This window comes from Actinoplanes sp. CA-051413 (assembly GCF_050955795.1).
Lineage (GTDB): Bacteria > Actinomycetota > Actinomycetes > Mycobacteriales > Micromonosporaceae > Actinoplanes.
This window is the reverse complement of record NZ_CP192100.1, coordinates 8,401,621-8,413,081: the sequence shown is the minus strand read 5'-3', so window position 1 is coordinate 8,413,081 and position 11,461 is coordinate 8,401,621. Positions and strand designations below refer to the sequence as shown.

The following is an 11,461-nucleotide window of genomic DNA, read 5'->3' as shown; positions in this document are numbered from 1 at the left end:
CACCCATACCCAGTGCGGCGCTACGATCCACCCGCCGGCGCCTGGACCCGGCAGGGGAAGATGAACCTCATGCGTGAGTTGGTACTGCTCGGCTCGACCGGATCCATCGGCACTCAGGCCATCGACATCGTCCGGCGCAACCCGGACCGGTTCCGGGTGGTCGCGCTCGGCGCCGGCGGTGGCAACGTCGAGGTGCTGGCCGCGCAGGCCCTGGAGCTCGCCGTCGACGTGGTGGGCGTGGCCCGCTCCAGCGTCGTGCAGGACCTCCAGCTCGCCTTCTACGCCGAGGCTCAGAAGCGCGGCTGGGCCACCGGCGACTTCAAACTGCCGAAGATCGTCGCCGGGCCGGACGCGATGGCCGAGCTGGCCCAGTGGCCCTGTGACGTGGTGCTCAACGGGGTCGTGGGCAGTCTCGGGCTGCCGCCGACGCTGGCCGCGCTGCGCTGTGGCCGTACCCTCGCGCTCGCCAACAAGGAGTCGCTCGTCGCCGGCGGCCCGCTGGTCAAGGCCGCGGTGACGCGGCCGGGGCAGATCGTGCCGGTCGACTCGGAGCACTCCGCGCTGGCCCAGTGCCTGCGCGGCGGATCGGCCGCCGAGGTCCGGCGGCTGATCCTGACCGCCAGCGGGGGCGCGTTCCGGGACCGACGGCGTGCGGAGCTGACGAATGTCACACCCGAGGAAGCGCTCAAGCATCCGACGTGGGACATGGGCCCGGTCGTGACGATCAACTCCGCGACCATGGTCAACAAGGGCCTCGAGGTGATCGAGGCGCACGAGCTGTTCGACGTGCCGTACGACGCCATCGAGGTGATGGTGCACCCGCAGTCGGTGCTGCACTCGCTGGTGGAGTTCGGCGACGGCTCCACGCTGGCCCAGGCCAGCCCGCCGGACATGCGGCTGCCGATCGCGCTCGCGCTGGCCTGGCCGGAACGGGTGCCGGACGCCGCGGCGGCCGTCGACTGGACGCTGGCGCACAACTGGGAGCTGCGCCCGCTGGACGACGAGGCGTTCCCGGCCGTCCGGCTGGCCAAGGCCGCCGGTACGGCGGGCCGGTGCCGGCCGGCCATCTACAACGCTGCGAACGAGGAGTGTGTGGCCGCGTTCGTGTCCGGTCGGCTACCTTTTCTGGGCATCGTCGACACCCTCGAGGCGGTGCTCGCGGCGGCACCCGATTTCGACGAGCCGGGTACCGTCGAGGACGTGCTGACCGCGGAGGCCTGGGCGCGTGCCCAGGCCCAGCGGATGATCGCTACGGCGGCTGAAGGAGCCTGATGCTGTACTGGTTGGGGACGGCGGCCTTCGCGCTGGCTATTTTGATCTCGGTGAGCCTGCACGAGCTGGGCCACATGATCACGGCGAAGCGCTACGGGATGAAGGTCACCCAGTACTTCGTCGGCTTCGGCCCGACCATCTTCTCGTTCCGCCGCGGCGAGACGGAGTACGGCCTCAAGGCCATCCCGCTCGGCGGCTTCTGCAAGATCGTCGGGATGACGCCGCAGGACGACGACGTCTCGGAGCAGGACCAGCCGCGGGCCATGTGGCGCTTCCCGGTGTGGAAGCGCACGGTCGTCATGTCGGCCGGCTCCCTCACCCATTTCGCCCTCGCGATCGTCGCCGCCTGGTGCGCCGCCGTCTTCGTCGGCCTGCCCAACCCCGACGTGCCGCAGACCGTCCAGCAGCAGGTCGCCCTGCCGGCCCAGATCACGGTGGCCGACTGCGTGCCGATCGTGCTCAGCGCGAACGAGTGCAAGGTCGGCGCGGGCACTGATGTTGCCGGCCCGGCCGCCGCTGCCGGGCTCAAGACGGGCGACGTCATCACCAAGGTCGGCAACACCCCGATCACCAGCTACGGCCAGCTCACGGACGCCATCCGCAGCAGCAAGCCCGGCCCCACGGTCTTCGAATACACCCGCGACGGCCGGCCCGGCACGGCCACGGTCACCATGATCGCCGCGCAGCGCCCGCCGCTGGACGACCCGGAGGGCAAGGTCACCGAGGTCTCGGTGGTCGGCATCGGCCAGAGCATCAACATCCCCGGCACGATCACCTACGGCCCGCTCGACGCCGTCCCGGCCAGCCTGCGTTACGACTGGAGCCTGGTCGAGGGCTCGTTCGTGGCGATGAAGCGGATCCCCGAGAAGATCCCGGCGCTGTGGAACTCGATCACCGGCGACGAACGGGACCCGAACACCCCGATCAGCGTCATCGGCGCCAGCCGGCTGGGCGGCGAGGCGATCGAGCGCGGCGTGCCCGAGATCTTCCTGCTGATCTTCATCTCGCTGAACGTCTTCATCGGCATCTTCAACCTGCTGCCACTGCTGCCCCTCGACGGTGGCCACATCGCCATCGCCTGGTACGAGCGGGCCCGCTCATGGGTCTACGGCAAGCTGCACAAGCCCGACCCAGGCCGCGTCGACTACTTCAAGCTGATGCCGCTGACCTATGCCGTCATCCTGATCGGTGGGGCGTTCACGCTGCTCACCGCCACGGCCGACGTGATCAACCCGATTACCATCTTCTCTAAGTGAGAGTGCGCACATGACCGCTGTCAGTCTCGGTATGCCGGCCGTACCGCCGCCGCCGCTGGCCCCCCGCCGGCAGAGCCGCCAGATCATGGTCGGCAACGTGCCGGTCGGCGGGGGCGCGCCGGTGAGCGTGCAGTCGATGACGACCACGCTGACCGCCGACGTCAACGCGACCCTGCAGCAGATCGCCGAGCTCACCGCCTCGGGCTGCCAGATCGTCCGGGTCGCCGTGCCGTCGCAGGACGACGTCGAGGCGCTGCCGGCCATCGCCAAGAAGTCGCAGATCCCGGTCATCGCCGACATCCACTTCCAGCCGCGGTACGTCTTCGCCGCGATCGACGCCGGCTGCGCCGCGGTCCGGGTCAACCCCGGCAACATCCGCCAGTTCGACGACAAGGTCAAGGAGATCGCCAAGGCCGCGGGCGACGCCCGGGTGCCGATCCGGATCGGCGTGAACGCGGGCTCGCTGGACAAGCGGATCATGCAGAAGTACGGCAAGGCCACCGCCGAGGCGCTGGTCGAGTCGGCGCTGTGGGAATGCTCGTTGTTCGAGGAGCACGGCTTCCGCGACATCAAGATCTCGGTCAAGCACAACGACCCGGTGGTGATGATCCGCGCGTACCGCCAGCTCGCGGAGCAGTGCGACTACCCGCTGCACCTCGGTGTCACCGAGGCCGGCCCGGCGTTCCAGGGCACGATCAAGAGCGCCGTGGCGTTCGGCGCACTGCTGGCCGAGGGCATCGGCGACACCATCCGGGTGTCGCTGTCGGCCCCGCCGGTCGAGGAGATCAAGGTCGGCCAGGGCATCCTGGAGGCGCTGGGCCTGCGCGAGCGCGGCCTGGAGATCGTCTCCTGCCCGTCCTGCGGCCGCGCCCAGGTGGACGTCTACACGCTGGCCGAGCAGGTGACCGCGGCGCTCGAGGGCTTCCCGGTGCCGCTGCGGGTGGCGGTCATGGGCTGCGTCGTGAACGGTCCCGGTGAGGCCCGCGAGGCCGACCTCGGGGTCGCGTCGGGCAACGGCAAGGGCCAGATCTTCGTCAAGGGCCAGGTCGTCAAGACGGTGCCCGAGTCGATCATCGTGGAGACGCTGGTCGAGGAGGCCCTGCGGCTGGCCGACCAGATGGGCGCCGAGCTCCCGGACGAGCTCCGCGAGCTGCTGCCCGGCCCCACCGTCACCGTCCACTGAGCATTCCGTCGTCCGGCCCGGGCCACCTCAGCGTGGGCCGGGCCGGTCGGCGTGCCGCCACTGCGCCGGCGTCACCTGGTGCTCGGCGCGGAACCGCTTGATGAAGTAACTGACATCGGGATACCCGACCCGGTGGCTGATCGCCGCCACCGTCAGATCGGTCCCGCTCAGCAATACGCGGGCTTGCTGCATCCGCCGCTGCGCGATCCACTGCTGCACCGTACGGCCGGTCTTGCGGCGTACCACCGTGGTGAGATGACCGGTGGTCAGGGCCAGTTCGGCGGCGACATCGGTCAGCGAGATGGGCTCGTGGAAACGCCGCTCGATGACCTCGAAGACGGCCGCGAGCAGTGGCTCGTCGGACGAACGCAGCTGTCCGGCGACGTCGGTGGACAACCGGGACGCGGCGACCAGCATCAACGTCAGGTGGGCGAGCGCGGCTTCCTGGTAGCCGTCGCGCCGGGCCCGCAGCTCGACTTCGAGCACGGCGAAACGGGACATCCAGCCGTCCCGGTCGGCGGCGGCAACCTGGAGGCGCTGCGCGCGGTCGATCCCGCGGGCGAACGGGAACAGCAGTGGGTGCGACCGCCACGATGAGTAGGCGCCGGGCGTACCGGGACGGATCACGTCGGCGGGAAACCAGACCACCCAGCCGTCGCTGGCGACCTCCTCGTGCGGGCCGGTGAAGGAAACGACCTGCCCGGGAGCGACGAAGAACAGGTCGCCGTCGGTCACCGGCCACGCCCGTTCGTCGATCACGATCGTCCCGGCGGCCCGGTGCGCGTAGAAGAGCACCAGGAAGTCGTGGGTGTGCGCGCCCGCGGGTGGGTTGCCGGCCGCCGGATCCTCGGGGAGACGGGTGATCGCGATCGGGGCGACCCCGGGAACGTGGCCGAAGGCGATGACCGGAACACCCTGCCCGGTCGCGCCCACCCGCCGGGCCCGCCCCCGCAGCGGCACCGAAGATCGTCGCATCGCGGCCACGGATCGGCCGTTGTCCCTTTCTGTACCCCGCATGAGGCTGAGAGTACGACCTAACTTCGTCGGACTCGACAGGAGCGCGACATGACCGACCAGCACTATCTGCCCGCCATGGGCAAACACTGGCTGCTGCCCCTCTACGACCCGTTCACCCGGCTGGCCCGGGTCGGCCGCATCCACGGACAGCTGCTCGACCGCGCGGACCTCCGGCCCGGCCAGCGGGTGCTGGAGATCGGCTGCGGCACGGGCAACCTGCTGACGGCCCTCGGGCGGCGGGCGCCCGACATCGAGGCCGTGGGCATCGACCCGGACCCGGCCGCACTGCGCCGGGCCCGGCGCAAGGCAGCGCGGCGCAAACTGCCGATCCGGTACGAGCAAGCGTTCGCCGGCAATCTGCCCCTGCCCGACGCGAGCTTCGACCGCGTCCTGTCCTCGTTCATGCTGCACCACCTCGACGACGAGGAACGCGGGCGGGCACTGGGCGAAGTTCGGCGCGTCCTGCGCCCGGGCGGCGAGTTCCACGTGATCGACATCGACGGCACACCAACAGGGCGGACGGGCCGCAGCGGAAGAACCCACCGCCACCCACTGGTAGCGACGAGCGTTCCCGAACGCGTGCTGGCCGCAATGGAAGAGGCAGGCCTGACGGGTGTCACGGAGAACGGCCGGGACAAAGCCCGCTTCGGCGCCTACGCCTTCTACCGCGCCGAAAAATAGAACGGCAGCCGACCGGTCGTCCGGCCGGCCAGCAGACGGGAGCCAGCCGCCCGGCAGTCCCGGCTTGGCAGCCGCGACGGCTGGCAGTCCCGCCCGGCAGTCCCGGCTTGGCAGCCGTGACGGCCGGCAGTCTCGAGGGCTTGCAGCCGCGAGGGCCGTCAGTCACAGCCGGCGTCGACCCATCGCGCCCGGGCCGGCGCCGGGATGACCACCGCTCTCAGCCCGGCGGCGGGTGATCAGCCGGAGATTTCCCTGGCTCCCTTGTGTGCGGGTGGACGACGGTGTTGCGGTTGTGGGCTGCTACGCGCCGTAGCGGAAAAGAAGTGGCCGTAGCGGAAAAAGTGAACGGGGCGCACCCACCAAAGTGGATGCGCCCCGGCTGCTCACTCGTCGGCGAGGATCGCGTAGAGCTTGCGCTTGGTTTCGTTCAGGACTTCCAGGGCCTTGTCGCGCTGTTCCGGGGTGCCGTTGAAGCCCACCTGGCGCAGCGCGTCCATGATGCCGATCGCCGCGTCGCGGAAGTCCTGGACCTGCGACATGGTGTCGTTGCTGAACTGGGCCCACGGCGGGTTCTCCGCCGCGACGGTGGCCTCTTCGCGGCCCGCATCCGTCAGGGTGAAGCGCTTGCGGCCGCCGGCTGCCTCGGCCTCGATGAGGCCTTCGTCCTCGAGCAGCTGCAGGGTCGGGTAGACCGAGCCGGGGCTCGGGCGCCAGATGCCGCCGGTGCGGCTCTCCAGCTCCTGGATCATCTCGTAGCCGTGCATGGGCCGTTCGAGCAGCAGCGCCAGCAGGGCCGGTCGCACGTTGGGCCGGCTGCCGCGGCCGCCGCGGCGATGGCCGCGTCCGCCTGGTCCGCCGGGGCCGAAGCCGCCGCCGGGGCCGCCGAAGCCCGGGCCGCCCTGGCCGAACGGGAATCCGGGCGGGAAGCCGAAGCCGCGCATGAGGCCCTCGCGCAGGCTGCCGGGGTGGCCGTGTCCCTCGTGCATGTGGTGGTGTCGCATGACCTTCTCCGATCTGTTGTCGATAGTTAGACGATATATCGGCAACATGTCAGACGCAAGGGTTTCTCCGATCGGAGGGGGCGGCGCGGGTGTATCCGGCCGGCCATCTGGCAATCTGGTAGCTGTGTTGACGGTGCCCATCCGCCAGCTCGGCGAGTCCGAGCGGGCGACGGTCGAGCGGATCCTCGACCAAGACCCGTACGCCGGCGCCCAGATCGCCGAGCGTGTGGCGGCGCATGGGCTCAACTGGTGGCGCTCCGACGGCCGGGTCTACGGGTACGGCACGGGCCGCCGCATCGAATCGCTCTGCTGGTCCGGGGCCCACCTCGTGCCGGTGTGCACGACGCCGGCCGCCGTGGCCGCCTACGCCGACCTGCTCGGCGCCGAGCCGCGCATCTGCTCGTCGATCATCGGGCGGGCCGACGCCGTGCTCGACCTCTGGGAACGCCTCGGCGGGCACTGGGGTCCGGCCCGCGACGTGCGGCCGCACCAGCCGCTGCTGGTCGCCGACCGGGAGGCGCCGATCGCACCCGACCCCGAGGTGCGCCTGGTGCAGCCCGGCGAAGTGGACCAGCTCTTCCCGGCCGCGGTGGCGATGTACACCGAGGAGGTCGGTGTCTCGCCGCTGGTCGACGACGGCGGGCGCGGCTACAAGCGGCGGATCTCCGAGCTGGTGCGCTCGAAGCGGGCCTACGCGCGGTTCGTCGGCGACCGGGTCGTGTTCAAGGCCGAGCTGGCCATCGTCACCCGGCGCACCACACAGGTGCAGGGAGTCTGGGTCGACCCGGAGTTCCGGGGGCACGGCATGGCCGCGGGAGCCATGGCGGCGGTGCTACGCGACGCGCTGCGCCGGGTGGCGCCCACCGTGAGCCTGTATGTCAACGACTACAACGCGCCCGCCCGCCGGGTCTACGCGCGCTGCGGCTTCGTGCCGAACGGCAGCTTCGCCACCGTCCTCTTCTAAGGCCGGCCCAGCCCCGTTTCTAAGGCCGGCCCAGCCCCGCGATGAGCTCGCCCAGGGCCGCCGCGCCGCCCTGCTGCAGCTCCGGCGTGGGCACCAGGGCCATCACCGGGACGTCGACGCCGGCCGCCGCGTAACGCGCCACGTGCTCGCGGCACTGCGCCGGTGAGCCGTGCACGATCAGCTCGTCCACCACCTCGTCCGGGATCGCTGCCAGCGCGCCCTTGCGGTCGCCCGCCGCCCACGCCGTCCACATCGGAGCCAGGGCGGGCTCGCGGCCGAGCCAGCGGTGGAACTCCGCGTACGCCGGGACGGTCAGGTAGGCCGCGATCATCCGGCGGCCGACCGTACGGGCGTAGGTCGCGTCCTCGGTCGGACACACGAAGATGCGCGCCACCACGTCGAAGTCCGGCCGGTCGGACTTGGCCTCGGCCAGCGCCCGCGGCACGTCGGTGGCCGCCAGCCAGTTGAGGATCACGCCGTCGGCGGCGGACGCGGCCAGCCGGAGCATGCCGGGACGCAGGGCGGCGAGCAGCACCGCCGGCGGGGTCGCGGGCGGGCGCTCGAGCTTGAAACGGCGTACCCGGAAGGTCTCGAACTCGCGGTCGACCACCTCGCCGGCCAGCGCCGCGCGCAGGAACTCCAGCATGTCCCGGCTGCGGGCGAACGGCTTGGTGAAGTCGGCCGCGTTCCAGTCGCCGACGACAACGGGGGACGAGGCGCCGATGCCGAGCTGGAACCGGCCCGGCGCGGCCTCGGCCAGCGCGGCGGCCGTCATCGCGAGCAGGGCCGGGCCGCGGGTGAAGACCGGGGTGATCGCCGTGCCGAGCCGGGCCTGCGGCTGCCAGGCGGCGGCCAGCGTCAGCGGGGTGAAGGCGTCGGTGCCGGCCACCTCGGACGACCAGAAGTCGGTGAAACCCGCGTCGGCCAGGGCCGCGAACACCGCGGCGTGCTCGGCCAGCGGCATCCCGCCCAGCGGTACGGTCATTCCCCATCGCGTCGGCATGTCCCGATCCTGCCCTGTGAGCGAGGTGAGGTCCACCACTGTCACTTCCATCGACGGGCATCACGAGCAACTATTTGAACTGACCAGTCAGTTTGAAAAGTGGGTGTCGAGATGCCGGTTCTGACCGCTACCGGGGCGGGCGTACGCCACCGCCGCCGGTGGCACTTCCAAGACCTCGACGTGAGCGTCGAGCCGGGAGAGATCGTGGCGATCGTCGGCCCGCCCGGCAGCGGGCGCACGACGGTGCTGCTCGCGTTGTCGCACCGCTTCAAGCTCACGGCCGGCCGGGTCGCCGGGTCGGCCGCGCTGGGCTGGGTGCCTGACGTGACGTCACCCGAACCGGTGCTCACGGTGATCGAACACGTCCGGGAGCGGTTGCTGCTGACCGGTCGAAACCCGCGGGAGGCCGGGCAGGTGCCACTGCTCGGCCTTGACCCGCAGATGAAGGGGTACGAGCTGAGCCCGTTCCAGCGGCAGTTGCTCGGGCTCGTACTGGCTCGGCTGGAACGGCCTCGGGTGATCGCGCTGGATGCGGTGGACGAGGGGCTGGACGCGGGCGAGACGCGGGAGTTGTGGACGCAGCTGGAGTCGATCGCGGAGGACGGCGTGGCCGTGCTGGTGACGGCGCGCGAGGTCGACCCGGGACGGGTGTCCACAGTGGTACGGCTGGGTGCGGTGCAGGCGCCGGCCGAGGAGCACGAAGCAGAACTTGATCACGGCGTTGCAGCCGAAGCCGATTCGAAGGCCCTGGCCGATCCGGCGGCCGGAACCGCGGAGGCTGCTGAGCCCGCCGAGGCGGCTGGGCCCGATTCGGAGGCGGCGGCCGAGCAAGCGGCCGAGACCGAGGTGGAGGCCCAGGCGGAGACGCGGGCCGCCGGTGACCCGGTGGCGGGGGAGAGCGACCCCCAGCCCGACGGCGACGCGCAGGAGGAGAAGTCATGACCGGTTTGTCCAGCGTCCGGCTCGCCGGGTTCGAGCTGCGCCGCTTCCTGCGTGGCCGTCTCCCCGCAGCCGCCCTCGTAGTCCTCTGCGTGGTCCCCCTCCTCTACGGCGCTCTCTACCTCTACGCCTTCTGGGACCCCTACGGCCGGCTCAACCACATCCCCGCCGCCCTCGTCGTCGAGGACGTCACCGCCACCGCCAGTGACGGCACCAAGGTCCACGCCGGCCAGGATCTCGCCGACGAGCTGATCAAGCGTGAGGTCTTCGACTGGCACGTCACCGACGAGCGCGGCGCCGAGGCCGGGCTCGCCGACGGCAGCTACCAGCTCGCCCTGCGCATCCCGCGGGACTTCTCCCAGGACCTGACCACCGGCCCGGACCCGGACGCCACCCCGACGTCCTCCCGGCTCGTGGTCATCAACGACGACGCCACCAACTACCTCTCCGGGGTCTTCTCCCGTACCGCGTTCCAGGAGGTGCAGGCCGCCGCCGCGCAGCGGGCCCAGGCCGGCTACTTCGACAAGATGCTGATCGGTTTCACCGACGCCAAGAAGGAATCGGAGCGGGCCGCCGACGGCGCCGCGAAGCTGGAGGACGGGGTGAGCGACGCGAGCAGCGGCGCCGACCGGCTGGCCGGCGGCCTTACCGACGCCGACCGCGGCGCCGGGCAGCTCTCGAACGGTCTCGGCAGTGCCGCGCAGGGCGCCGACGACCTCGCCGACGGCCTGGCCACGTTGCAGGCCGGGGCGGCCCAGCTCGCCACCGGTACGCAGCAGGCGGCGGCCGGCGGCCGGCAGCTCGCGACCGCGGTCGACACCGCTGCCGACAAGGTCGAGCCGTTGCTGCGGCAGAACGCCAAGCTGATCGCCGACGCCGCCGACCAGGTGGCCGACGGCGCCGAACTGCTCGCCCGCAACGTCGACAAGCTGGACGACGCGGCCGGGGACGCCGTGCAGCGGGCCCGGGAGTTGCAGAAGTACATCAACGCGCTGCCCGAGGACACCCCGCAGCTGGCCGAGATGAAGGACCTCGCGCGGCAGCTGGTCGCCGCGGCCGAGCGGGTGCAGTCCACGGTCCATTCCGCCGACCTGGACGCGCTGAGCGCCCGGCTGCACGAGGTCGCCGCGACCGCCCGTCAGGTCGCCGAGGCCGCGCCGCACCTGGCCGACGATGTCGCCGCCGCCCGCAGCAGCGTCGACCGGCTCGCCGCCGGCCTCGGCGAGCTCGCCACCGGTGCCCAGCGGCTCAACAGCGGTGCCGCCGATGCCGCGGCCGGTGCCGACGACCTGCGCGGGGGGATCTTCCGGCTGGCGTCCGGCGCGCGCGAGCTGGACGGTGGCCTCGACTCCCTGACGGTCGGCGGCCATCAGCTCGCCTCCGGCCTCGGTGACCTGCGCAGCGGTACCGCCAAGCTGGCGTTCGGGCTGGCCGACGGGGCGGAGCAACTGCCGGGGTACGGCGACGACCCGTCCCAGCGCGCGGACGTGCTCAGCGACCCGGTCGCCCTGAACCGTACGGTGCGCCACCCGGCCGCCACGTACGGCGTGGGTTTCGCCCCGTACTTCCTGGCCCTGGCGCTCTGGGTGGGTGCCATGATCACTTACATGGTGCTGCGCCCGCTGAACCGCCGGTATGTGGTGTCCGGGGCGCCCGCGTACCGGGTGGCGCTGGCCGGGCTGTTGCCGGCGGTGGCGATCGGGCTGACCCAGGCGTCGCTGCTGTTCGCGGTGGTGGTCTTCGGCCTCGGCCTCAATCCGGTGAACCCGCTGCTCACCCTGGGCCTGCTGATGCTCACGGCCACCACCTTCGCGGCGATCATGCAGTTGCTGGGGGCCGCGCTCGGCCCGGCCGGCCGGATCGCCGCGCTGGCCCTGCTGATGCTCCAGCTGACGTCGTCGGGTGGCACCTACCCGGTGCAGACCTCGCCGGACTTCTTCCAGGCCGTGCACCCGCTGCTGCCGATGACCTACGTCGTGGACGCCCTGCGCCACGCGATCGACGGCGGCCCGGCCGGTACGGTGGTCACCGGCGCACTGGCGCTGCTCGGCTACGGGCTCACGGCGCTGGCCCTGACCGTGGCGGTGGCCCACCGGTCGCGGCGGCTGACCCCGTCCGACCTGCATCCGGAGCTGGTGATCTGAC

Annotated in this window: 10 protein-coding genes; 7 read left to right on the top strand and 3 right to left on the bottom strand. The window is 71.7% G+C overall.

The window, feature by feature from the left end:
* Positions 1-60: 60 nt before the first annotated feature.
* Genes dxr through ispG form a run of 3 tightly spaced genes read left to right on the top strand, consistent with a single transcriptional unit; the run spans position 61 to position 3,711 of the window.
* Complete coding sequence (gene dxr / locus ACQP2Y_RS39605) at positions 61-1,272, top strand: 1-deoxy-D-xylulose-5-phosphate reductoisomerase (RefSeq protein ID WP_433721487.1); 1,212 nt, start codon at positions 61-63, stop codon at positions 1,270-1,272.
* On the top strand, positions 1,272-2,528 hold the full coding sequence (locus tag ACQP2Y_RS39600; protein ID WP_433721486.1) for a M50 family metallopeptidase: 1,257 nt from the start codon (positions 1,272-1,274) through the stop codon (positions 2,526-2,528). The genes dxr and ACQP2Y_RS39600 overlap by 1 nt, the downstream gene beginning before the upstream one ends.
* A 10-nt stretch (positions 2,529-2,538) precedes the next feature.
* Positions 2,539-3,711 (top strand): flavodoxin-dependent (E)-4-hydroxy-3-methylbut-2-enyl-diphosphate synthase, encoded by a 1,173-nt coding sequence (gene ispG, locus ACQP2Y_RS39595; RefSeq protein ID WP_433721485.1) that lies wholly within the window; start codon positions 2,539-2,541, stop codon positions 3,709-3,711.
* Between the two features lie 27 nt (positions 3,712-3,738).
* Here ispG and ACQP2Y_RS39590 read toward each other — a convergent pair whose 3' ends face one another.
* Positions 3,739-4,728 (bottom strand): helix-turn-helix domain-containing protein, encoded by a 990-nt coding sequence (locus tag ACQP2Y_RS39590; RefSeq protein WP_433721484.1) that lies wholly within the window; start codon positions 4,726-4,728, stop codon positions 3,739-3,741.
* Between the two features lie 48 nt (positions 4,729-4,776).
* Between ACQP2Y_RS39590 and ACQP2Y_RS39585 the strand changes: the two genes are divergently transcribed.
* Positions 4,777-5,409 (top strand): class I SAM-dependent methyltransferase, encoded by a 633-nt coding sequence (locus tag ACQP2Y_RS39585; protein WP_433721483.1) that lies wholly within the window; start codon positions 4,777-4,779, stop codon positions 5,407-5,409.
* Positions 5,410-5,792: 383 nt separating this feature from the next.
* On the opposite strand, the gene ACQP2Y_RS39580 is transcribed toward ACQP2Y_RS39585, so the two are convergent.
* Entirely contained in the window at positions 5,793-6,410 is a 618-nt protein-coding gene (locus ACQP2Y_RS39580; protein WP_433721482.1) for a PadR family transcriptional regulator, read from the bottom strand.
* Positions 6,411-6,534: 124 nt separating this feature from the next.
* On the opposite strand from ACQP2Y_RS39580, the gene ACQP2Y_RS39575 reads away from it, so the two are divergent.
* Positions 6,535-7,374: a GNAT family N-acetyltransferase gene (locus tag ACQP2Y_RS39575; protein WP_433721481.1), complete on the top strand. Its 840-nt coding sequence runs from the start codon at positions 6,535-6,537 to the stop codon at positions 7,372-7,374.
* Between the two features lie 19 nt (positions 7,375-7,393).
* On the opposite strand, the gene ACQP2Y_RS39570 is transcribed toward ACQP2Y_RS39575, so the two are convergent.
* Positions 7,394-8,377: an LLM class F420-dependent oxidoreductase gene (locus ACQP2Y_RS39570; protein WP_433721480.1), complete on the bottom strand. Its 984-nt coding sequence runs from the start codon at positions 8,375-8,377 to the stop codon at positions 7,394-7,396.
* 111 nt (positions 8,378-8,488) lie between these two features.
* On the opposite strand from ACQP2Y_RS39570, the gene ACQP2Y_RS39565 reads away from it, so the two are divergent.
* Entirely contained in the window at positions 8,489-9,319 is an 831-nt protein-coding gene (locus ACQP2Y_RS39565) for an ATP-binding cassette domain-containing protein (protein ID WP_433721479.1), read from the top strand.
* On the top strand, positions 9,316-11,460 hold the full coding sequence (locus tag ACQP2Y_RS39560; RefSeq protein WP_433721478.1) for a YhgE/Pip family protein: 2,145 nt from the start codon (positions 9,316-9,318) through the stop codon (positions 11,458-11,460). The genes ACQP2Y_RS39565 and ACQP2Y_RS39560 overlap by 4 nt, the downstream gene beginning before the upstream one ends.
* Position 11,461 lies beyond the last annotated feature (1 nt).

What these genes read in the sequence shown, in the direction of transcription:
- ispG (WP_433721485.1), top strand. Translation starts at nt 2,539, where the DNA reads ATGACCGCTGTCAGTCTCGGTATGCCGGCCGTACCGCCGCCGCCGCTG.
- ACQP2Y_RS39585 (WP_433721483.1), top strand. Translation starts at nt 4,777, where the DNA reads ATGACCGACCAGCACTATCTGCCCGCCATGGGCAAACACTGGCTGCTG.
- ACQP2Y_RS39560 (WP_433721478.1), top strand. Translation starts at nt 9,316, where the DNA reads ATGACCGGTTTGTCCAGCGTCCGGCTCGCCGGGTTCGAGCTGCGCCGC.
- ACQP2Y_RS39570 (WP_433721480.1), bottom strand. Translation starts at nt 8,377, where the DNA reads ATGCCGACGCGATGGGGAATGACCGTACCGCTGGGCGGGATGCCGCTG.
- ACQP2Y_RS39600 (WP_433721486.1), top strand. Translation starts at nt 1,272, where the DNA reads ATGCTGTACTGGTTGGGGACGGCGGCCTTCGCGCTGGCTATTTTGATC.
- dxr (WP_433721487.1), top strand. Translation starts at nt 61, where the DNA reads ATGAACCTCATGCGTGAGTTGGTACTGCTCGGCTCGACCGGATCCATC.
- ACQP2Y_RS39580 (WP_433721482.1), bottom strand. Translation starts at nt 6,410, where the DNA reads ATGCGACACCACCACATGCACGAGGGACACGGCCACCCCGGCAGCCTG.
- ACQP2Y_RS39590 (WP_433721484.1), bottom strand. Translation starts at nt 4,728, where the DNA reads ATGCGGGGTACAGAAAGGGACAACGGCCGATCCGTGGCCGCGATGCGA.
- ACQP2Y_RS39565 (WP_433721479.1), top strand. Translation starts at nt 8,489, where the DNA reads ATGCCGGTTCTGACCGCTACCGGGGCGGGCGTACGCCACCGCCGCCGG.